Annotated in this window: 16 protein-coding genes; 13 read left to right on the top strand and 3 right to left on the bottom strand. The window is 56.2% G+C overall.

Annotation, left to right across the window (positions count from 1 at the left end):
• Positions 1 to 29: 29 nt before the first annotated feature.
• Positions 30 to 1397 carry an LLM class flavin-dependent oxidoreductase gene (locus tag RMR21_RS17860; protein WP_498670809.1) on the bottom strand — a complete coding sequence of 456 codons (1368 nt, stop codon included), beginning with the start codon at positions 1395 to 1397 and terminating at the stop codon, positions 30 to 32.
• Positions 1398 to 1617: 220 nt separating this feature from the next.
• The gene (locus RMR21_RS17855; RefSeq protein ID WP_498670808.1) at positions 1618 to 2766 is read right to left on the bottom strand and encodes an ROK family protein; all 1149 of its coding nucleotides are present in this window, start codon (positions 2764 to 2766) and stop codon (positions 1618 to 1620) included.
• A gap of 145 nt (positions 2767 to 2911) precedes the next feature.
• Here RMR21_RS17855 and RMR21_RS17850 point away from each other — a divergent pair, with 145 nt between their 5' ends.
• The 10 genes from RMR21_RS17850 (at position 2912) to RMR21_RS17805 (ending at position 16420) form a co-directional block, all read left to right on the top strand.
• Positions 2912 to 4141, top strand: coding sequence for an extracellular solute-binding protein (locus tag RMR21_RS17850; RefSeq protein ID WP_498670807.1), 1230 nt, complete (start codon positions 2912 to 2914; stop codon positions 4139 to 4141).
• 83 nt (positions 4142 to 4224) lie between these two features.
• Complete coding sequence (locus RMR21_RS17845) at positions 4225 to 5265, top strand: ABC transporter ATP-binding protein (protein WP_498670806.1); 1041 nt, start codon at positions 4225 to 4227, stop codon at positions 5263 to 5265.
• Positions 5262 to 6122 carry an ABC transporter permease gene (locus RMR21_RS17840; RefSeq protein WP_498670805.1) on the top strand — a complete coding sequence of 287 codons (861 nt, stop codon included), beginning with the start codon at positions 5262 to 5264 and terminating at the stop codon, positions 6120 to 6122. Before RMR21_RS17845 ends, RMR21_RS17840 begins: the two co-directional genes overlap by 4 nt.
• The gene (locus RMR21_RS17835) at positions 6119 to 6982 is read left to right on the top strand and encodes an ABC transporter permease (protein WP_498670804.1); all 864 of its coding nucleotides are present in this window, start codon (positions 6119 to 6121) and stop codon (positions 6980 to 6982) included. The genes RMR21_RS17840 and RMR21_RS17835 overlap by 4 nt, the downstream gene beginning before the upstream one ends.
• Positions 6983 to 7029: 47 nt before the next feature.
• Entirely contained in the window at positions 7030 to 7926 is an 897-nt protein-coding gene (locus RMR21_RS17830) for a glycerophosphodiester phosphodiesterase family protein (protein WP_498670803.1), read from the top strand.
• The gene (locus tag RMR21_RS17825) at positions 7914 to 8693 is read left to right on the top strand and encodes an inositol monophosphatase family protein (protein ID WP_498670802.1); all 780 of its coding nucleotides are present in this window, start codon (positions 7914 to 7916) and stop codon (positions 8691 to 8693) included. The genes RMR21_RS17830 and RMR21_RS17825 overlap by 13 nt, the downstream gene beginning before the upstream one ends.
• 588 nt (positions 8694 to 9281) lie before the next feature.
• Positions 9282 to 9890 (top strand): Urease operon accessory protein, encoded by a 609-nt coding sequence (locus tag RMR21_RS17820; RefSeq protein WP_498670801.1) that lies wholly within the window; start codon positions 9282 to 9284, stop codon positions 9888 to 9890.
• A gap of 117 nt (positions 9891 to 10007) precedes the next feature.
• Positions 10008 to 10994: an NAD(P)/FAD-dependent oxidoreductase gene (locus RMR21_RS17815; protein WP_498670800.1), complete on the top strand. Its 987-nt coding sequence runs from the start codon at positions 10008 to 10010 to the stop codon at positions 10992 to 10994.
• Positions 10991 to 11431: a DUF3429 domain-containing protein gene (locus RMR21_RS17810; protein ID WP_498670799.1), complete on the top strand. Its 441-nt coding sequence runs from the start codon at positions 10991 to 10993 to the stop codon at positions 11429 to 11431. The genes RMR21_RS17815 and RMR21_RS17810 overlap by 4 nt, the downstream gene beginning before the upstream one ends.
• Before the next feature lie 1002 nt (positions 11432 to 12433).
• On the top strand, positions 12434 to 16420 hold the full coding sequence (locus RMR21_RS17805) for an amino acid adenylation domain-containing protein (RefSeq protein ID WP_498670798.1): 3987 nt from the start codon (positions 12434 to 12436) through the stop codon (positions 16418 to 16420).
• A gap of 1030 nt (positions 16421 to 17450) precedes the next feature.
• Here the strand turns inward: RMR21_RS17805 and RMR21_RS17800 are convergent.
• Complete coding sequence (locus tag RMR21_RS17800; RefSeq protein ID WP_498670797.1) at positions 17451 to 18476, bottom strand: LacI family DNA-binding transcriptional regulator; 1026 nt, start codon at positions 18474 to 18476, stop codon at positions 17451 to 17453.
• A 271-nt stretch (positions 18477 to 18747) separates the two neighbouring features.
• Here RMR21_RS17800 and RMR21_RS17795 point away from each other — a divergent pair, with 271 nt between their 5' ends.
• From RMR21_RS17795 to RMR21_RS17785, 3 genes are all read left to right on the top strand, one after another.
• Positions 18748 to 19794 (top strand): ABC transporter substrate-binding protein, encoded by a 1047-nt coding sequence (locus RMR21_RS17795; RefSeq protein ID WP_498670796.1) that lies wholly within the window; start codon positions 18748 to 18750, stop codon positions 19792 to 19794.
• Between the two features lie 74 nt (positions 19795 to 19868).
• On the top strand, positions 19869 to 20687 hold the full coding sequence (locus RMR21_RS17790; protein WP_498670795.1) for an ATP-binding cassette domain-containing protein: 819 nt from the start codon (positions 19869 to 19871) through the stop codon (positions 20685 to 20687).
• On the top strand, positions 20684 to 21946 hold the full coding sequence (locus tag RMR21_RS17785) for a sugar ABC transporter permease (RefSeq protein WP_498670794.1): 1263 nt from the start codon (positions 20684 to 20686) through the stop codon (positions 21944 to 21946). Before RMR21_RS17790 ends, RMR21_RS17785 begins: the two co-directional genes overlap by 4 nt.
• Positions 21947 to 21964 lie beyond the last annotated feature (18 nt).

The raw sequence follows: 21964 nt of genomic DNA, 5'->3' as shown, positions 1-21964 counted from the left end.
GCCCGGATGAAGCTTCGGGCATCGTCAATTCAATCACCAGGAAAGCGCCAGTTCGCAGCGACGTGCGGACGCGTCAGGCGATCGCCCTTGCCGAACAGGCAACTGCGTAAAGTGTCTCCCTGATACATGGTCTTGTAGCGACCGCGTGACTGAAGCTCGGGAATGACAAGATCGACAAACGCCTCATAGCACTCCGGCACGACAGTCCGCGTCAGATTGAAGCCGTCGATTTCCCCTTCATCGATCCACGCTTCCAACTCATCCGCAATCGCGGACACCGTGCCGACCAACGTCGGGTAGCGCCCGCCGAGGGCGAGGCTTGCGAGCAGATCACGCTTCGTCCAGCCGCGCTCCCGTGCCGTCTGAACGCCGGATTGAATGGCGTTGCCTTTTCCGCTGTCTTTGATGATCGGGTCATCAAGGGCAAGGCTTTCAAGATCGATCCCGGAGCCTGCGGAAAAATGCGCTAGTCCCGCTTCCGGGCTGGCATGGCGGCAATAGTCGGCATGTTTTTCCCGTGCCTCGCTATCCGTCAAACCCGGAATGACGTTGATGCCGACGAAGAGCTTGATGTCGTCGGGCGCGCGTCCTGCCTTCACGGCTTCGGCCCGCAGCAGGCGAGATGTTCTTTGCGCCGCAGAACGATCCGTAGCTGAAATGAAGATGCATTCGGCGTGACGCGCGGCGAAGGCGCGCCCTTTTTCGGAACTGCCCGCCTGAAACAGCACCGGCGTGCGCTGCGGGGACGGTTCGCTCAAATGATAGCCCTGCGACTGGTAGAATGTGCCCTGGTGGTCGATGGCCCGGACACGAGCGGGATCGGCATAGGTGCGGCCCTGCTTGTCGGCGCGCAGGGCATTGTCCGCCCAACTGCCTTCCCAGAGTTTGTAAAGCAGTTCGAGCGCCTCATCCGCCTGATCGTAACGGTCGTCATGGCCTGTCATGGCGCTCTGGCCGATGGCACGGGCTGCGCTGTCGAGATATCCTGTCACGATGTTCCAGCCCATACGACCGCTGGTGAGGTGGTCAAGTGTCGACATGCGGCGGGCGAAGAGATAGGGCGGCTCGGCATTGGCGTTGACCGTGACGCCGAAACCCAGATGCTTGGTCGTGGCTGCCATGGCAGAGACCAGCATCATCGGATCGTTGACGGGCAGTTGTACCGATTCCCGCAGTGGCACATCGACGGAGCCGCCATAGACATCGTAAACGCCGAGAATATCCGCGAGAAAAATGGAGTCGAACAGACCGCGCTCAAGCGTTTGCGCAAGGCTTGTCCAGTAGCCGATTGTCTTGTAGTCCGTAGAGCGATCCCGGGGGTGGGTCCAAAGGCCATGGTTGATGTGGCCAACGCAATTCATGCTGAAGGCATTCAGGCGAATTTCCTTTTTGGGCATTCCATCTTCCACCGTTTTCTATGATGTCTAGGCCGATATTGTAGTCGGTTGAGACGATCAGGCCAGCGGCATCCACGAAAATACCGGCTGGCTTGATAATTTAGGACGTCCGGGGTTTGGGATTTGTCCTAAGTTTGGACCTGCTGGTACCAGAGCGCCGGTTGTCACCGGGACGATAGCGTTCAGACATATCCAGCGACGTCAACTCACCAAGCGGCGCTCAAACGAACCAACGAAGCCTCAGTGGGAGTAACGCAGAACCGATAGCCGAGGCGTCTCCCTTGGTTTCGCTTAGGACAAGTTTTGCTTCCCTGGGTCCTACCCCATATCGATGGTCCCGCTGCGAAGGCAGGCGTACGCGGTCTATCATCATTCTGCCAAGCGCTGGTGGCAGTTGGCCACCGAAAACGATCGCCTGTGGATCGAGAACGGCAATCAAGCTCGCCACCAAACGATCCAACTGTGGCATGGTATCGTCTAGCCATTCTTCAACGCCCGGCCATGCCGGGTCAAACCGGTGGTAGAGCGTTTCAATAGAGTGGATATCGACGCCATTTTTTTGCAGCGTTGCGATCAGATATTGCAAAGCGGGGCGCTTTGGGCCTTCAGCGGCATTGTATATTCCGCTGAGTTCGCCAGCATTGCCGTGAAAGCCATGAAAGGGTTGACCGCCGAGGATCAACCCGCCGCCGAAACCGTAGTTGAAGGACAGGTAGGCAAAGGTCTGGCACCATGACCCTACGCCGCGAAGGCTTTCGCCGATCGCTCCCGTGGTGGCGTTGTTTTCAAGCCAGACAGGTAGGCGAAATCGCTCTTCGAGGATCGGTCTCAGATCCATCAACGACCAGTCTCTCAAAGGCTCGGGCGCATTGAAAGCACGGTCTTCCGAGACGAAAAACCCCGACATGGAAAAACCAAGACCAAGCAGCTTTTCACGCGCGATGCCATACTGCTCAAGCAGGCGTTCGAGAGCGATAGACAGTGCGGCAAGCGTCTCTTCCCGGTCGCTTGGAAGCATTTCGAGTTTTTCTTCGACAACAATGCTGCACTGGAAATCGGCAATGCAGATCATCACGGAATCGGTGTTGATGGAAATACCGAGAGAATAGGATGCCTCCGGAACCAGTTCGATGGTGGGGCTCGGCTGGCCGCGAGCGCCTTTCAGCGCCGCACCAGCGCGTAGAAGCCCACGCTCCAACAGACCCTCGATGAGGCGATGCACGGATTGCTGCGTCAGGTTCGTATGGCCTGTGATCTGAGCCCTCGGGATGGAACCGTGGCGGCGGACGATATCCAGAATAAGGCGATCGTTCGCGCTGGCAAGCGGCTGGCGGTCGAATATGTGTCGCGGCGTGTGATTGATGGTCATGTCTTTGGATAACGACTGTGAAAGGTCCCCGCAACACGGCCGTCTGCCTGCAAAAGTATTTTCTCGCCGGATTGTCACAAATATTACACTTAAAGTGTATTAATAGAAAGTCAGTTGTTACACACGTCCTTAGGAGCCGCCATCAATGAGCATCAGATTCCTCACGATCGCCACGTTGTCGTTGGCGACGATCACGGCGCCTTGTCTTGCTGCTGACAGCAATATGAAGAACCTCGATTTCGATCTCTCGAAGGTCACGCGTGAAAATTTCTATGACATCGTCGTTCCCGCTGCCAAAGCCGAGGGTTCGGTGACGATGTACAATTTCGCAGGCAGTTTCGGCGACACCTGGAAGGAACTGATCACACGTTTTGAAGCCAGATATGGCATCAGGGTCACTTACAGCGATGTAAAGGGCGAGCAGGCCAACCAGCAGCTGATCGCCGTGCAGACAGCGGGGCAGGATGCGCCGGTTGACGCCTATTTCGCCGGGGGCGGCAGCTACCCTCTGTTGTCCTCCAAGGGCGTGGTCGGCAATATTCCGTTGACGAAGATCTTGCCCAACATGGACACTTATAATCCTGAGTTTGCCGAGACCGTATTCGGCAGACCCCACGGTGGCAGCTTCCCCTTGGTGCATCTCAACCAAACCGCAATCGGATACGATTCCGCCTTCGTGAGCGCTCAAGACGTCCCGAAAAGCTTCGAGGACTTGTTGGCGTGGGCTGAGAAGAACCCAAAGCGTCTCGGCGTCACGCTTCCGGCCAAGGGCGGTTCGGGCAGTGGCTTCATATATTCGGTGGCGCTCAATTATCTGACTGGCGACTGCCGCAAGCAACTGACTGACTATGATCAGACGCCGCAGCAGGCCGAAGACTGGGCCATGAAGTCCAATTGCCTCAATCCCGTGTGGGACTATTACCGTCGCCTGTTGGCTGTGGCGGAACTGACCAATGGCAACGCCGATACGCTCAATCTGATTAACAACCAGCAGCTCTACATGGGGACCGTCTGGGAGGATCAGGTCATGAGCTTCCTTGGCACCAAGCAATTGCCGGACAGTTTCCGGGTCACGATTCTGGAAAAGGGTCAGGTCGGCTCCGGCGACGCCATGTTCGTACCCGCCAATGCCAAACATGTCGCATCCGCCCTGCTTTTGATCGATATGGCGATGAGCAAGGACTTTCAGCTCTGGAAGCTGGAGAACAAGGCCTCGCGTTCCCCCCGTGTCGATGTCACCAACGATCTCATGCCAAAATCAGCGCAGGACCACGTCTTGCCACAAGACGTCTATCCGCGCCTGTCGGTGCCGGCATTCTGGGACATGTCGACGGCGCTTGGCGAAGCGCTCGATGAGAAAGTCCTTAATCAGTAACACCAATAGGATCGCCCGGTTGTGAGGGCCTGTAAAGCTCCTCACAGGTCTTACGCTCGGTCACAATCAGGACGGACGCTCGCATGAGTGAACTCGAAATCAGCAATATCAGCAAGACTTATGGTTCGAGCCAGGCGCTTCATCCCGTTTCGATATCCGTTGAGCGGGGCGAGTTCGTCACTATTCTCGGGCCATCGGGTTGCGGTAAATCAACGCTTCTCCGCATCCTGACGGGCATCAGCCAGCCATCCGGCGGTGAAATTCGGCTCGGTGGAAAGCGCATCGATCAGGCGCCACCGGAAGGGCGCGATATCGCCATGGTGTTTCAGTCCTACGCGCTCTTTCCGCATATGTCGGTCGCCAAAAATCTCGGCTTCGGCCTGAAGATGAAAAAGATCGCCAAGGACGAGCGGGCGCGCCGCATCACCCATGCGCTGGAGATTTGCAATCTCGCCGGGCTGATGGATCGCATGCCGCGGCAATTGTCCGGCGGCCAGCAGCAGCGTGTGGCTTTGGCACGCGCCATCGTCATGCAGCCAAGCCTGCTTCTGTTCGATGAGCCTTTGTCCAACCTCGACGCCAAGCTTCGAGATACGCTGCGCCATGAACTGACCGAGCTTCACCGCCGTATCGGCGCCACCAGCCTTTATGTCACGCATGATCAGGCCGAGGCCATGGCCATGTCCGACCGGATCGTGGTCATGAATGCCGGCCGCGTCATTGAGATCGGCACGCCGCTGGAACTCTATCGCGCGCCCAAGCACGCCTTTACCGCCGGTTTTCTGGGCCAGACCAACCTGTTGCCGGTATCCGCCCAAGGGATGCAGGCGCAATTGCCATGGGGACAATCCGTTGTGCTGGACGCGGCGGCTAACGGTAACGTCCAGATTTCGGTCCGCCCCGAGAATATTCAAATCGGTGCCGATGAGACGGGTGTCGGCACGGTGTCAGCGGTTTCCTTCATGGGTGCCAATGCGCTCTATACGGTTGAGATCGGCGGTCATCAGATCAGGGTCAGCCAGTCCGGCGCAGACGCTCTGATCAATGCCGGACAAAGGGTCGCCCTGCAATTTCCCGGCTCTGTGCAATGTCTTGACGACACGATGGCGGTGGAGGCGGCATGATAAGCGGCATCCTTCGCGGCAGGCGCGCGCAGCTTTTTCTCCTGCTTGCCCCGGGAGTTGGCTATCTCGTGATTTTCTTCGGCGGGCCGCTGGTGTCTGCGCTGATCGGCAGTGTCAGACAGGAGGATGGCAGCTTCACGCTGATGTTCTACGAGCGGATTTTCACGCGCCCGTCGATGATCCGTGGCCTGACGACGTCGATCTATTACGGTGTGATGCCAGTGATCGTGTCGCTTGTCGTGTCGGTTCCGCTGGCGCTTCTGATCAGGAAGAACTTTCCAGGTCGCAAGCTTTTCAGCGGTCTTTACAAGCTACCAATGGCCGTGCCGGGTATCATCGTTGGCCTGATGGTGATTGTCGTTTTCGAACGAGGCGGTTTTCTAGACCGGCTGGTTGCGCCGCTTGGGCTCCAATTGCCCCATCTGGTGCGCGACGACTGGGGCATCGGCGTCATTCTGGCCAGTGTCTGGAAGCAGGTCCCGTTCATGACGCTGATCATCACCAGCGCCTTTGCCGCCATACCTGAGGATATACGCTATGCCTCGCGCACGCTGGGGGCTTCGCGGCTGAAGACCTTCATTTTCGTGGATGTTCCACTCGCGATGCCGGGCATCACTGCGGCCATCCTCCTCACCTTCATCGGCTCCATGGGCTCCTACGCCATTCCCGATATCGTTGGCCCGCCAACGGCCCGGCCACTTTCTGTTCTCATGGTTCAGGACTTCAATCAGGGGCGCTTCAATCAGGTCTATGCCATAGGCATGGTGCTGAGCCTGTTCGCGATTGGTGTGCTGCTTCTCTATTATTCCCTGACATCCCGCATCGGTCCCGGCCAAAACCGAGGAGACGCAGCATGAGCGCCATCGTCATCGAACCCGGCGTCATGCCACGTCGTCGCTCCTTTACGCCTGAGGACCGGATTTTCGTCGCCATCGGTCTCTACGGTGCCTTGGCACTCGCCATCGCAGTGCCGCTCGTGCTGATGTTTTTATGGAGCGTGGCCGACGGCTGGTCGCCGCCGCTCATCGTACCCCGGGATTACACGACGGCGCGCTGGGCAAGTCTTCTCAACGACGCGGGCCTTCTCGGTGCGACGGTCAACAGCATCGTGATTGCCGTTGTTGTGACGTTCCTAACGGCCGTCATCGCGTTGCCCACGGCATGGGCCATGGCTCGTTTCCCCTTCCGGCTGAAACGGTTGGTGGAAATCTTCATACTGGCACCGATCATCATTCCAGGACTGGTCGTCGCTGTGGGCATCGGTCAGGTATTTCTTCATTTTGGCCTTGCCTATTCGATCACGGGGGTCATTCTCGTACAGATCGTCGGCACTCTGCCGCTGATGATCCGGCTGATGACGGCGACGCTCGAAACCATTCCCGACGATCTCATCCACGCCGCACGCTCGCTGGGTGCCGGAACTGTCGGCATCGTTCTTCACATCATCCTGCCGCTTGCCGTTCCCGGTCTTCTGGCGGGCGGGCTGATGTCTTTCATCGGTAGTTTCGAAGAATTCGACAAGTCCTTCATCGTCGGCGCACCGGTTGTGCAGACCCTGCCGATCAAGCTTTATATGTATCTCGATCCCTATTCGATGCAGCTTCCGCTTGCGTCCATCGTCTCCTTCATCCTGCTTCTTCCAGCACTTGTCGTCTTCATCATCGCCGGCCGCATTCTGCGCGACGATCTGATGGCTGCCGGCATGGGCAAAATCTGATCTGGGCGATCACATCTCATCAAAAGTAAAATCCGAAAGCGAAAACCATGAATCAGGCGCTTACAGCCTCCTCAAAAGCCTTCTTATCCTGCAATGTCCTCTCTCTTTGCTCGCGCAACAACCCCGCCATTCTGACGATCGCTCACCGTGGCTTCTGGACCACCACAGCCGAAAACTCGCTGGCTTCCGTTCGCGCGGCCGTCGCGGCCGGCGTGGAGATGATCGAGATCGACACGCAAACAACGGCGGACGGTCGGCTTGTCGTTATTCACGACACAACCATCGACCGCACGACGACGGGCAAAGGAACCGTGAGCGCCTTACCCTTCGAGGTGGTTCGTGCCGCGAGGCTGAAGTCCGGTGCGGGTGGCCAGAGCGCCAACGTGACTGAGGAATGCGTGCCGACGCTGGAAGAACTGCTCGAGGAGGCACGGGGGCGCATCACCGTCAATATCGATACCAAGTTTGTCCGTGATCTGCCACAGGTGATGGATACGGTGTTGCGCCTGGGCATCGAAGATCAGGTGCTGGTCAAGACGGATATCGACACTGACGCTGCCCATTTCGCGGTGCTGGATACAGACTGGTTCGGCAAGATCCCGCATATGCCGATGTTCCCGGTGAGAAAGGGTCGATTTGCCGAAGATCTACGCCGGATCGAAGCGTTGCGCGCGCCCATCATCGAAGTGAAGTTTTCCGACATTGATGATGTCGAGGAAGGCCGCGCCGAGTTGGAGCGCCAGAATATTCGTCTCTGGATCAACACGCTCGATGTTTCACACTCCCTCGATTTTAACGATACGCACGCGCTGGCCGATCCCGAGGCTGTCTGGGGCGTGCTTGCGCGGGGCGGTGTCGGTGCCATCCAGACGGATGAAGTCCAGGCGTTCAAGGACTGGCTGAAGGCAGATGCTGGCGAGGCGGCTCGATCATGGACACGATAAGCCACCGCCTTGAGCAAGCCGTCACTATTGTCGAGGAAGCGGTGGCGCTTGCTATGCGCTTTTTCGAGGCGCGTGACGCCATTGCCGCGCGGGCAAAGGGTTTTCAGGATTTCGTTTCTGAAGCGGATACCGCAGTCGAAAAGCTGGTGCGGGACAGGTTGGCGGTCGCATTTCCAGGGCAAACCGTGCTGGGAGAGGAAATGGGCGGCATCGCCGATGACGCCTACTGGATCATCGATCCGATCGACGGGACCGCAAACTTTCTGCGCGGGTCACCGTTCTGGGGCATATCGCTCGGCTTCGTTCGCAACGGTCGACCGGAACTGGGTGTGGTCGCGGTTCCGGTTTTAGGTGATATCTACGCAGCAGCGGAGGGGACCGGTTTGCTGTTGAATGGCAAACAATGTCTGCGCCGTGTATCATTTGAGGATGTACGCGTGATGTCGCTCGGCGATAGTGCATCCGCCGACGCCCAAGAGATCGCGGCTCTCAATGTCGGTCTGAGGCACGCGGGCTGGGTTGTCGAATCGATCCGCTCCACATCCCTTGGTCTGGCATTCGCCGCACGCGGTATATTTGACGGTCATCTACAGAAACTCACGACCATGTGGGACATCGCCGGTGGCGCGGTCCTGGCGCGGGAAGCGGGGCTTGATGTCCGCATCGGAATACGCGGTGACAGCGATATCCCTTGGGTGGCCGCCGCAACGCCAACCCTCATGGCCGCGACTGAAGATCTCTGGCCAGACATCAGGAACCCGCGCTGAGATCACCGAGCCTCGGAGCAAAGGACTTATAGGGCGCTTGACCCCGATCGTTTCGGGCAAGGAGTTTGCAGTGTTTGGAGCGGCGCTTTTCGTGAGCGCCGCTGTCTAAGGCGGATGAACCATCAAGACGATCAGTTGGAAATGCCCTTCCCGTTCAGAAGCTTCCTTTCTTCCTGAACAGAGCGATCAGTCACTCCGAAAACTCTCCCAGCAAAGAACTGTCTCTCGCAAACGGCTCGTCACCTATTTTGAGAAAATCTCAGTCGGATGCGAAAATCTCGCGGTGAGTAGCATCCAATTCTATGGCTCTGATCAGGCGCGCGATACCGATGGTATTGTGGCCATTGGCCAGCATCGGACCCCGACAAAGTTGCTAAGGCATCCACCAGTGCAGGTTTCTAGGTGGTTCAGCCACTCTTTGATTTACCGATCCCGCGACGATAAATTTTGACGACGGTCGCGTCGATCAAACAAACCTCAACGGCATACTGAACGTCCATCTTCCCCATGCTGTTACATCCGCGGAAGATCGCCCGTGATCCGTTCGTTTCATTACATCGTAATACGGTGAATTGATAGGATATCGTCGTGTCACGTAATATTGCAATTGTAGGAAACGGTGCATTCGCCCCATCCGACGCAAGCCGGATTGATAACTGTGATGTTGTCATCCGGTTCAACGACTGCAGGTCGGTCGGGGAGGGCGGATCGCGAACCGATGTGGTCGCAGTATGCAACACCGGACGTCCCGCATCCGCCATGATCAGACAGCGCTCCTGGCGCGAAAAAGCAGCAATTGAACATGCAAACGCCATTTGGTGCGTGCGGGACGGCAAAAAATTCGCCGAACTGAAGCCGGGGCTTCTTGCTCAACACTCTGGGCTGGACGACTTTTGTGACGACTATACGGACGAGTTTGCCCACTTTGCCACAGAGAATGCCAAAATGTTCACGGTGATACCGCGCAGATATCACGACCGGATCGATCTGGAGCTGAAGACGCGGGTTACCAGCAACTACGTCGTCCCGAGTTCGGGCATGATCGCTGTTTCCTATGTCGTCGGCGAGGTCGCGGTCGACGACGATACAGTGCTCCTAGCTGGTTTTGGTCATCAAGGTTGGAGCGGCCATTCTTTCAGGGCTGAGCGTGACCTCATAGAACGGTATATCGCCAATGGATTGCTCTGCAGATTATAGGCTGCCTCTGCCACGCCGATCACAACGTCAAACCCTTTGTGAGGACTGCGCTTTCAAATCAAGAGACTTCCGAACCGACTGGCTATGGTTCATCAAGATTTCGCACTGGAGGATAGAATGGTGACACGCCAACGAATAGGGATCATCGGCGCTGGGATAGCGGGAATAACCCTGGCAAGATCGCTTTCCAAGATCGCAGATGTCAGCATTTTCGAGAAGAGTAAAGGTGTCGGAGGCCGAATGGCCACGCGACGGTCAGAGGATGCCGCCTTCGACCATGGCGCACAATACTTCACCATCCGAGACGATCGCTTCCGCAACACGCTTGAGGCCGCCCGTATAGCGGGAACAGTGCAGACGTGGAATGGAGATTTGGTATACTTGGGCACGCATGGTGATCCGACACAAAGCGCTTCAAAAACGCCCAGATACGTCGGTTGCCCCTCGATGAATGCGCTACCGAAAGCCATGTCCGAAGGTTTGAACGTCCTGTTGAACGTCCAGATTTCTGCCATCACCGGAGAGCCCGGCCAGTGGTACCTCCAGATAGGGGACGAGCTGGAAGGGCCGTTTGACTGGTTGATTGCGACGGCGCCCGCGCCGCAATCGGCAGCGCTGCTTCCCTCCCGGTTCGAGCATCACGATGCATTAGGCCTTGTGAAGATGAACGCGTGTTTCACGTTGATGGTCAGGCCAAAACACGAACTCCAAATTCCGTTCGCGGCAGCCCATGTCGATGACCCCGTCATCGACTGGATCTGCCGCAACGAGAGCAAACCAGACCGCCCCGAATCGCCCTGCCTCGTGGTAAATTCAAACCCCGTCTGGGCCGACACCAATATCGATCGCCCGCTTGACGTTATCCGAGCCGATATGATTGATGCGATCAGGCGTTATATTCCGATCGAATACGAAGCCGCCGTCATTCATCGCTGGCGTTATGCCAATGTTCAACGGCCGGTCGGAAAAGCATTCCTGCTCGATCGGGCGTCGCAGCTTGCCGCTTGCGGCGATTGGTGCATCGGCGGCCGCGTCGAAGCGGCGTTTCTCAGTGGGGCAGGTCTGGGAGATGCTTTGCAGGGCATCATCGAGGGCGTTGAATGATGGCTCTCTCTCGCAAGGTGTCCATTACACTCGCCTATGCTGGTGCAATGCCATTCTGGTTTCTGATGCTCGCTCCGGAAACCGTTGCTGGTTTCGACACGGCGTCGGTATTCGTTTCGTACGGTGCGATTATCAGTTCTTTCATGGCTGGAACCCTGTGGGGACGGGCTCAGATGGAACAGGGCGATATCGTCCTCATGGGTCTGAGCAATGTCCTGGCATTGATCGCTTTCGTCACCGTCGTGACGGGTCTGCCGCTCGCCGCTCTCTTCGTGCAACTGACGGTGTTCGGGCTTCTTCTCGTGGCTGACTTCAAGAGCCTTGCCCAACGCAAGGAGCACCGTTGGTATCTCGTGCTGCGGATGCGAGTGACTCTCATTGTCGCAGTGGCTTACTGTGTCTTGCTCGTTGATCGCGCACTCACGGTGGGACTTTGAAGTTGACCGTCAGAACCAACAAGACGCGAGCGGAACGCCTGCGGCAGGCAAGGTTATTGGTTCGGGCGAAGATTCGATTTCTATCACTCACCGCCATGCAGAACATCTTCAGGCGATCATTCGACCGATGCGCTGACGTTTTCGCTGATGTTCGCGAGCACAGTCGTGCCGCACAGATTGTCGCCGAGGTCGATACAACACGGGGGGCTGTTCGACACACTTGCTCAAAAATGTCGGTCGTCCCTTGATCGCCTAGGCGCCATGATCGATGTGCGGGAAGAGCAACTCGCAGCTAGTCTTGCCACGAAACGTCTAGGGACGGCCGCAGGATGTGGGCAGGATGGCAATTGTCGTGACTCCCGAGCCCGAATTCCTGATTGATTAGGACCTTCAAAAATCGACGGAATAGAGTGGGTCAGTTGATAGGTGAGAACTGGAAAGGCCGTTGGGTCCCACGAACATCAATGACACCCCTTGCTGTAAGAGGCCTTCCACTGTGACACCAACAGGGAGCCGAAGCATAAGGCGCTGTGCTTGCGGCTTTCCCCCAGGTTGTAGGCCGAGCCCGATCATCTTCTTGCACTGCGGCAGGATCACCACTGAAAAATTACCCGTAATAATTTTAAAATTAATATTGACTCCTTAAGATTGAATTATAATTAAATCTAAGACGTCGACATTACTGTAGTTTCTTGCTGCTATTGGTCCAATAATAGGGAATATGACGCCTTTAGATTGTATTTTAGCCGGGTTTTTTCGATAATACCTGTCAACTATAAACTCATAAGGGTTTATTTTAAACGCGCACCCTCAGCTTGTAAAATGAGCATGCTTCTGTAGTGTGCACTGCAGCAGAGTCAGTTGGCTTACACGTCCACTACTCTGCACATAGCACAAATCCAGACCACTCTTGCACCGCAGCGTTGGCGACCGCGCGACGCGTCGTTGCGCCTGTATGTCTGGCCGAATTTTTGCCTACTCGATTTTACGAAGGATCATTCGATGGACAGGCATTTCAAATCGCACCCGCTTTCAGTCGCGCAAACAGGCATGTGGGTAAAGGAAAAATTATCCCCGCCAGATTTAAGTTTCGTGCTTGCCGAGGCGATAGAGATCGCTGGTCCCATATCGCCGGATATCTTTTGTCAGGCGCTACAGCGTCTGTCTCAAGAGGTGGATGCGACGCGTCTGCGCATTATGGAAATCGATGGCACGCCTCGGCAGATCATAACGCCATATGTGCGCAGGGATTTCGACGTGCTTGATTTCAGCGCTGATTGCGATGGGCTGGAAAAAGCATATGTCTGGATGCGCTCAGAACTGGCAGGTCGCCTCGACCTGGAGGAAGACGATCTCTGGTCGAGCGCCCTGATCAAGATCAACGATGATCACTGGATCTGGTACCACAGGGTCCACCATATTCTTTTCGATGGCTTTTCCGGGGGGCTGCTCGCGCGCCGTCAGGCAGAAATATATACGTCTATGATGCGTGGCGAGGCCGTTGGGGAATATGACTTCGGGTCGCTTCAGGAACTGCTGGAGAGTGAAGACAATTATCGCCGCTCCGTCCATTTCGAACGCGATCGAGCCTATTGGCTCGAGCAGATGAAGGGTATCTCGCCGCCGGTTACACTTGCACGGCGAAGCGAGGTTCCCTCGGGTGGTTTGCTGCGCCTGAGAGCGACGATTGGCAAAGACGACGTCAAACGGTTACAACAAAACGCGAAACAGCAAGGCGCTAGCCTGCCTCAAGCATTGATTGCAACGGTGGCCACATACTATGCCCGCGCCACCGATTGTTACGACCTGACGATGGTCACGATGGTTACCGGCCGCATCAGCGGCGCCGCACGCCGAATACCCGGTATGGTAGCGAATGCTGTCCCGCTCCGTTTCAAGATTACCCCGGAGCTCTCGTGGCGGGATTTGGTCAAGCAATCTTCAGGTCAGATGATGCGGGCTTTGCGTTATCAGAGATATCGCTACGAAGACATGCGGCGCGATCTCAATTTCAACAGCCAGGATGATCAGATAGCGCGTCTGGGCGTGAATATCGAACCTTTTGACTACGACCTTCGGTTCGAAGGACATGCCGCGACTGCACACAACCTGTCGAACGGCACGATGACCGATTTCACGATTTTCGCCTATGACCGTGGCGATGGAGGTGATCTGCATATCGACTTCGACGCAAATCCGGCTCTCTACACACTGGAAGAGTTGGAAGACCACAAAGACCGGTTCCTTCGCCTGATTTCCGATATACTTGCCAATCCTGATCGTCCGGTCTGTGACATCTCGCTGCTTCTGGCGAGCGAACGCAAACGTATTCTCCATGATTGGAATGACACCAGTGCGCCAATCGAAGATGCCACCTGGCTCGATTTGTTCAAACGACAGGTTGAGCACCAACCGCATGCGGCAGCGGTCATTTTCGAGGAACGGCATCTGACATATGAGGGGCTGGATCAGGCCTCAGACATCTGGGCTAAGGTCCTGAGAGAACGCGGGATCTGCCGCGGGCACTTGGTGGCGATAGCCACGCCGCGGAACGAACATATGCTGATTGCGCTTTTGGCGGTTGCCAAGACAGGTGCTGCCTATCTGCCGCTCGATCCTTCCGATCCAAGCGACCGCCTATCGATGATCCTTGAGGACGCGATGCCAAGCATCATCCTGTCCACATCGAAAGCTCGTGTTTCACTTCCTGTTCTTAAGGCACCGATCATTTTGCTGGATAAGCAACCCGCAAATGTTTCCGGAGAGGCAACGTTCGAACGTCCTGAACCACAGGACACGGCTTATGTGATTTTCACCTCCGGCTCGACGGGGCGCCCGAAAGGGGTTGAGATTTCCCATGCCTCCTTGCTCAACTTCCTGCAGGCCATGCAAGAACTGCTCGTTCTGAAACCGGAAGATCGCATCGTCGCCGTCACCACGATTGCATTCGACATTGCCACCCTTGAACTCTTCTTGCCGCTGACGGTGGGATCGGCAACGGTCATCGCGCCCCGTTGCGTGGTCAAGGATCCGACCGCTCTCTATCGTCTCATCAAACGCAACGCCGTCTCGTTGATGCAGGCAACGCCGTCATTGTGGCGTATGCTTTTGAGTGAATATGCGACGGAACTGAAAGGTCTGCGTCCCCTGGTGGGCGGTGAAGCCTTGCCGCGTGATCTTGCACGCGTGATGGAAAAACTCGGGCATCCGGTGGTCAACCTCTATGGGCCCACGGAAACGACGGTGTGGTCTGCATGCATGCCGCTGAGCGGGCCTGATCTGGATAGTGTTCCTATCGGCAGACCGATCCGCAATACCGAGCTTTATGTTCTGGATAAAATGCAACAGCCTGTGCCTCCGGGCAGTGTCGGAGAGCTGTATATCGGCGGCGTTGGCGTCGCCAAGGGCTACCTCAACAAACCTGAACTCACGGCCGAGCGTTTTCTGCCGAACCCCTTCAAGACGGGTGCAGAGCGGATGTATCGCACCGGCGACCTTGCGCGATGGCGCAATGATGGGGTGCTCGAATATCTCGGGCGAAACGATCACCAAATTAAAATCCGCGGGTTCCGTGTCGAACCTGGCGAGATCGAAGCGGCGATCATGTCGAATGGATCGGTACGCCAGACGGTGGTCGTATTGCGAGAAAACCCAGGCAAGAGCAAACAGCTGGTGGCTTATCTGACCCCTGTCGCAGGGGCGACGATCGACACCCAGCATCTGTCCAGTCGTCTAGCCGGAACGCTGCCGCCGCACATGATCCCGGCGATCTATGTCGTCATGGAAGACCTGCCTTTGAATACCAATGGAAAGATCGACAGAAATGCCCTGCCGGCCCCGCAGGCGCGCATTTCGCACGATCATGTTGCGCCCAGCACCGCTACCGAAATGGTGTTGGCGAAGGTGTGGTGCGACGTGCTCGATCTGGAAACCATCAGCATTCACGATGATTTTTTCCAGCTGGGAGGAGACTCCCTCGCTGCAGCGTCCATGATATCGGCTTTGAGCCGCAAGATAGACGGCGACGTCGCATGGTCGAGCTTCGTGGATACGCCGACCATCGCCAGTTTTGCAAAACATCTGGACGGTCCGCGTCAACAGACGGCGTCAGTGGTTCCTGTTTTGCCGATCCGGGCAACGGGACGTCACGCACCCTTGTTTTGTATCCATCCTGTCATGGGTCTGGGTTGGGCGTTTACCTCTTTGGCCAAGCATATCCATCAGGACATCCCCATTTTCGCTTTCCAAGCCGAGGGACTTAACGACGAAAGGATGCCGACCTCGATCGAGGAAATGGCCAATCTTTATCTTGGCCGGATCCGCACCATTCAGCCGGAGGGGCCATACAATATCATCGGTTGGTCTTTCGGCGGGCTGGTGGCGCACGAAATTTCCAGGCAGTTGGAAAGAAGTGGCGACGATGTCACATTCCTTGCTCTTCTGGATTCCTATCCCTTCATGCCGCCTTCAGGTGCGACATTCAACAATGAGAGCGTCCTGGCGAAGTCCGCCTTGGGCTTCCTTGGTTTCGACGAGAACATCATGGGAGCCGAACCGACATTCCTGGATCTCGGCGATTTCCTGGCCCAGCAATACAGGCTGCGCGAAAATCCAGTATTCAAGGAAATCCTGCGAGAGAACCCGGCATTTATAGAGCGTTTGCGCGAAGTTATTCTGCACCACCTGGATATCGCACAACGCTTCGTTCCGGGCAGGATCAACGCCGATATAAGGTTCTTCAGCGCAAATCCAATCACATCGAAAACGCTTCATAAAATTCTGAAATACGATGCCGAGGCGTGGCATCCACATACGATTGGCAGAGTTCTTCGATATGACCTCAATTGTTCGCACGAAGACATGTTGGAGCAACGCAACGCAGAAAAAATAGCGGCCATCTTTACGAAGAACTCGCTGAAAAAAATGTCTCACCGCATGCAAAACCAAGGTGCCACTCCCAACAACCACATGGCACAGCTTTTGGTTTAAGGGTGCGACCTGAGTTTGGAAACGAAAAGCCGTTCTGAATTCAGTCTTTGACTGGCGACCCACAAACCATGGAATATTTGGTAGCTCCTGCTTAGCGTGCGGTGTCCTTGCCACGAACAGGCTCGTATGTCTGAAGCATTTTTGGCATGAACCACACCGGCTAACGCCGATCGACATTCATCCGCGCCAGGCGATCGCCGCGATCAGATAACCAAGTTGGTGGGAGCAATAGGGAAGTGGGTACCTCAGGGGAGCCGAAGAGAGAGCGGTACGGACAAATCTAGTAGATCCAAACACCCGTACCTTTGTGAGCGTGGCCGTGAAACACCAGTGAAATCAACGCTGGTTCTGCAACCAGCGACATATCAACGGAGCGTAATCAGCTGAAAGCCCATAATATATTGATTCCATAAGAGAAAATGGTGTCCACGAGAGGATTCGAACCTCCGACCCCAGGATTCATACCACTTCGGCTTTCGCCGCCGCTTGCGCGTTCGTGGTCTGGACTGTCCCTTCACCATGAGCCGAAGCCGTTAGGTGCCGCCCGTCCAGTCTCTACACACTTCCCCTGATTTCTCCGGGGCTTGGCTCGGGATTGGCATGCTGGAAGCCCAGCGAAGCGTTCCCCGACTTTGAGCGGTTTGATTGCATAAGTTTCCTATTGCAACCCCCAATTGAGGAATCCTGTGCTCTATCCGACTGAGCTACGTGGACGCAAGCATTGCTGCGAGAAGGGCTTGTAGCTCAAAATCGCAAGCACATCAACCTCTTCGGCGCGAGTTGTTAAATGCCTTCGGCACAGCCTTATCCTCAACCCTTGGGCGCGCGATGGCTAGGTTTGACGACTGCAAGACAGGAAACAAATATTAACCGGCTCCTCACCAGAGATGACTGAAATGCCATTCGCGATTTCCCCTGTCATCGAAAGCAAGCATTGCGTGTCGGGCAAAGCGATCGCGACCGCCTCTTCGGGCAATGATGACGTTTATCGACGGACACTGCGGCGTATTCGGGGTCGAGCTGACATCATTTACCTCTGCTCGGCATCAATAAATATGGGCGGGATTTCTATCAGTCCGTCAGTCGTTGTGCCGTGGTCTATAAGGTTGAAGACCGCGTCCAACATACCCTGAACGTCTTGTCGAACCATCTCGATCTCGTCTCCCAACAACGCTGCGAAGGGGTCCCAGTCGAAGCAGCCTATGACGGGCATCCGGTCTTTGTAGTGGCCGGATCGTTTGATCCAGCGCATCACACCTTCCAGAGAGATGGTTGAGTTCACGAACATTCCGATCGGAAGCGCGTCACCGGAGGCGGCCAGTGCCCGAAGCGAATTTTCGGCCTTTTCCGGTGCGTAGCCACTGGCTAGAATATGGCTGTCATCGACGGGAATACCGATATCGTCGTGTGCCGCGCGGAACCCTCGCACGCGCTCGGCCGTGTTATGATCGCTGCCGCGCCCCCCTATGAAAAGAAGAGGTTTGGCAGCCCCCAGCTTGCGTTTGCTGTTGGCAAGAATGCGCCGTGTCAGTTCCCGCGCGCCTGAAAAATTATCGGAAATGATCGATGGCGCCTTCTTTCCCGGCAAGTCGAGATTGAGGCTATGCGCGCCAGCGGCAGCGCACAGATCACTGATGCGATCCGGGTCAGTTGCGCCTGTCGAGATCAACCATTCAACCTGATAGGAGAGCATCGTTCGTGCCGCCTCGACTTCAAGTTCAGGGTCACGTCGCGTACAGGTAATGATTGGGAAGAGGCCCCTTTCGCGCGCCATGCTCTCGAATGTCTCGACGATCGACCCGAAATAGCGATTGTCGTATTTGGGCACGATCATGCCGATGATCTTCGACTTTTCCCTGCGCAGCAGGCTGGCCTGCATGTTGAGAGCGTAACCCTGCTCTTCAGCTATCTGCGTGATCTTTTCCGCCAGTTGGCTGCTGATACGCCGCTTTTTCCAGTTTCCGTTGAGCACTGCACTCACCGCACTGGCTGACGTGTCAGCAAGTGCGGCCAAATCGTAGATCGTGGTCTTTTTAGGTGGTCTACGCTGATTCACAAATGACTCCACTTCAAACACAGCTTGACATCAAACCGGGAACGGAGCAATCTGCTTCATCGATTGAGCATAGTTGCGCAATCGATGTTATTTGGTTGACTGTGGAGGGTCGGCCGGGAGGCATTCAAGTCAGTTTCCATGAACATCGTCGCGCAGGCGCTGCTTCGGCTGTGGCAAATGAACTGTGCGTCATGATCACGAAGATGGAAAAGGCTTGGCGTGAAACCGGAGCACGTCTCGGCACGAATTTTGAATTCTAAAGGAGGAGACTATGAAACTTCGTTCAATGATGATGGTGTCGGTTGCGACCGCTGCCCTGTTTTCCGGTTCAGCGCACGCTCAGGAGGCAGCGACCGTTGCGTTTCTGATGCCGGACCAGGCATCAACCCGCTATGAAAATCACGACTATCCCGGCTTCAAGGCCGAGATGGCAAAGCTTTGCGAAAAATGCACGCTGATTTATCAGAATGCCAACGGCGATGCAGCTCTGCAGCAGCAGCAGTTTAACTCCGTCATTGCTCAGGGCGCCAAGGTCGTCGTTCTGGACCCGGTCGATTCTGCGGCTGCCGCTGCTCTTGTTGAAATTGCACAGTCGCAAGAGGTCAAGGTCATTGCCTATGACCGTCCGATCCCCGCTAAGCCAGCAGACTATTACGTTTCCTTCGACAATCAGGGTATCGGCGAGGCAATTGCTAAGTCGCTGGTTGCGCATCTGAAGGCAAACGGGGTTCCTGCGGGCGCGGGCGTTCTCCAGATCAATGGCTCGCCCACCGATGCGGCGGCGGGCCTTATCCGCGATGGCGTGCATCTCGGTCTGAAGGATTCGGGCTATAAGACGCTTGCTGAATATGACACACCGGAATGGGCTCCCCCCAAGGCCCAGGAGTGGGCAGCTGGCCAGATCACCCGATTCGGTGCTGACATCAAGGGTGTCGTTGCCGCCAATGACGGCACGGGTGGCGGTGCGATTGCGGCTTTCAAGGCCGCTGGTGTCAATCCGGTTCCGCCTGTGACAGGCAATGATGCCACCATCGCCGCGTTGCAGCTCGTGATTTCCGGCGACCAGTACAATACGATTTCCAAGCCTTCCGAAATCGTTGCGGCGGCGGCGGCCAAAGTGGCGGTCCAGTTTCTGAAAGGTGAAAAGCCAGAGCCCAAGACCTCGCTCTACGATACGCCTTCGGAGCTTTTCATTCCTGCCGTTGTCACAGCCGACAACATCAAGGCTGAAATCTTCGACAAGAAGATACAAACCGTCCAGGAGGTTTGCACCGGTGAGTACCTCGCCGGGTGCAAGAAGCTCGGTATCACGCAGTAAACCTGTTTGACTTTGTCCGATCGGATCTCCGTATCCGGTCGGGCATATCCGGAACCAGAAAAGAGCCTGATCTCATGGTGCAATCGGACACAATCGTCCCAAAGAAGGGAAGTACCCTTCTCAGACTGAGCAAAATTTCGAAAAAATTTGGTGCGGTGTCGGCACTCACCGATATTGACCTAGACGTGCGGGCCGGCGAGGTCGTTGCGCTCGTGGGAGACAATGGCGCGGGAAAATCAACGCTGGTCAAGGTCCTTGCAGGGGTTCACCAGCCGACTTCCGGGACAATCGAATTTTGTGGTCAGGAGGTCTCGCTCGACAGCCCAAGCCGCGCACTGGAACTCGGTATCGCCACAGTCTTTCAGGATTTGGCGCTCTGCGAAAATCTCGATGTGGTGGCCAATCTCTTTCTCGGCCATGAAATGTCGCCGTGGAACCTTGACGAAGTTGCGATGGAAGTTCGTGCCTGGACGCTTCTGAAAGAGCTCGCCGCGCGTATTCCGTCGGTGCGCGAACCGATTGCCTCACTTTCGGGTGGCCAGCGCCAGACGGTCGCCATTGCGCGTTCGCTCCTCCTCGACCCGAAAATCATCATGCTGGACGAGCCGACAGCCGCTCTGGGTGTTGCACAGACCGCCGAGGTGCTGAACCTGATCGAACGTGTGCGGGATCGCGGGTTGGGCGTCATCATCATCAGTCACAACATGGAAGACGTCCGTGCTGTTGCCGACCGCATCGTCGTGCTGCGGCTTGGGCGCAACAATGGCGTCTTTGAACCGGATGCCTCCAATCAGGAACTAGTCGCATCCATTACCGGAGCGACCGAAAACTCTGTTTCACGCCGCAATGAGCGCAAGGCCGGGCAAACGGAAACGACCGGGAGCACCCTATGAGTCAAAACATCTCCAATGATAAAGCAAACGAGTCATCTGCGCTCGACCGCAGTGATATCCGCGTCCGGCACGACGATGGTATTTCAGGAATGGTGCGTGGTTTCTTCACTCGAGTCCGATCCGGGGATCTCGGAATGCTACCGGTTGCCATCGGCCTGATCGTCATCTCGACGGTGTTCAGCCTTCTCAATCCGGTCTTTCTGGCGCCGAACAACCTCGTCAACCTGCTGTTCGATTGCGCCACTGTCGGGATTATCTCACTTGGCATCGTCTGTGTGCTGTTGCTCGGAGAGATCGACCTGTCCGTCGGCTCGATGAGCGGCCTGTCGTCCGCCATCATAGGCGTGCTCTGGGTGAATACCGGTTTGCCGATCGCGGTGGCAATTTTCGCAGCTCTGGTGTTCGGTGCACTGGTTGGTGCCTTGTATTCGGTCATGTACAACCGGCTGGGCATGCCGAGTTTCGTGGCAACGCTTGCCGGTCTGCTCGCCCTGCTTGGCCTGCAACTCTACATCCTCGGGCCGACTGGCAGCATCAATCTGCCATATGCCTCGCCACTCGTACGCTTCGGTCAGATTCTGGTGATGCCGGATTGGCTGTCCTATATGCTGGCATTGATCCCCGGTCTGGTGCTGGTGATCTCTGGCTATCTCGTTCGCCAGCGTCGCCTGTCGGTCAATCTGTCCGCCAAACCGTTGAGCAGCCTCATGGTCCAAGCGGTCATGCTGACATTGATCTTTGAATTTGCTGTCTATTATCTGAACCGTGGTCGCGGCGTCCCTTACATGTTCGGTCTGTTCGTCGCGTTGGTCGTCATTCTCAACTATGCCCTGACCAAGACACAGTGGGGTCGATCAATATTTGCCGTCGGCGGCAACAGAGAAGCGGCCCGCCGCTCAGGTATCAATGTCCGCCGGATCTATATGAGTGCCTTCATGCTGTGCTCGACGCTTGGGGCGCTGGGCGGTGTGTTGTCGGCATCGCGTCTGGCTTCGGCAAGCCAGCAAGCCGGTACCGGCGACGTCAACCTGAATGCAATTGCCGCAGCCGTGATCGGCGGTACCAGCCTGTTCGGTGGCCGTGGCAGCGCATATTCGGCTTTGCTTGGGATCATCGTCATCCAGGCAATCTCGAATGGTCTGACCCTTCTCAATCTCAATTCATCGTTGCGCTACATGATTACCGGCGCTGTGCTCGCCATCGCGGTCATCGTCGATTCACTGGCGCGTCAATCTCGCGTCAGCCATGGCCGTGCCTAATACCATATTGGAGGAAAA

The sequence above is a fragment of the Agrobacterium sp. rho-8.1 genome, assembly GCF_033957725.1.
GTDB lineage: Bacteria > Pseudomonadota > Alphaproteobacteria > Rhizobiales > Rhizobiaceae > Agrobacterium.
Note: the sequence above shows the minus strand (reverse complement) of the source record. Positions and strands in the feature narration are given on the sequence as shown.

Excerpts from the sequence above, each read along its gene's own strand:
- RMR21_RS17860 (WP_498670809.1), bottom strand. The coding sequence starts at position 1,397 with ATGCCCAAAAAGGAAATTCGCCTGAATGCCTTCAGCATGAATTGCGTT.
- RMR21_RS17855 (WP_498670808.1), bottom strand. The coding sequence starts at position 2,766 with ATGACCATCAATCACACGCCGCGACACATATTCGACCGCCAGCCGCTT.
- RMR21_RS17785 (WP_498670794.1), top strand. The coding sequence starts at position 20,684 with ATGAGTCAAAACATCTCCAATGATAAAGCAAACGAGTCATCTGCGCTC.
- RMR21_RS17810 (WP_498670799.1), top strand. The coding sequence starts at position 10,991 with ATGATGGCTCTCTCTCGCAAGGTGTCCATTACACTCGCCTATGCTGGT.
- RMR21_RS17790 (WP_498670795.1), top strand. The coding sequence starts at position 19,869 with ATGGTGCAATCGGACACAATCGTCCCAAAGAAGGGAAGTACCCTTCTC.
- RMR21_RS17795 (WP_498670796.1), top strand. The coding sequence starts at position 18,748 with ATGAAACTTCGTTCAATGATGATGGTGTCGGTTGCGACCGCTGCCCTG.
- RMR21_RS17850 (WP_498670807.1), top strand. The coding sequence starts at position 2,912 with ATGAGCATCAGATTCCTCACGATCGCCACGTTGTCGTTGGCGACGATC.
- RMR21_RS17815 (WP_498670800.1), top strand. The coding sequence starts at position 10,008 with ATGGTGACACGCCAACGAATAGGGATCATCGGCGCTGGGATAGCGGGA.
- RMR21_RS17825 (WP_498670802.1), top strand. The coding sequence starts at position 7,914 with ATGGACACGATAAGCCACCGCCTTGAGCAAGCCGTCACTATTGTCGAG.
- RMR21_RS17845 (WP_498670806.1), top strand. The coding sequence starts at position 4,225 with ATGAGTGAACTCGAAATCAGCAATATCAGCAAGACTTATGGTTCGAGC.
- RMR21_RS17830 (WP_498670803.1), top strand. The coding sequence starts at position 7,030 with ATGAATCAGGCGCTTACAGCCTCCTCAAAAGCCTTCTTATCCTGCAAT.
- RMR21_RS17835 (WP_498670804.1), top strand. The coding sequence starts at position 6,119 with ATGAGCGCCATCGTCATCGAACCCGGCGTCATGCCACGTCGTCGCTCC.
- RMR21_RS17805 (WP_498670798.1), top strand. The coding sequence starts at position 12,434 with ATGGACAGGCATTTCAAATCGCACCCGCTTTCAGTCGCGCAAACAGGC.
- RMR21_RS17840 (WP_498670805.1), top strand. The coding sequence starts at position 5,262 with ATGATAAGCGGCATCCTTCGCGGCAGGCGCGCGCAGCTTTTTCTCCTG.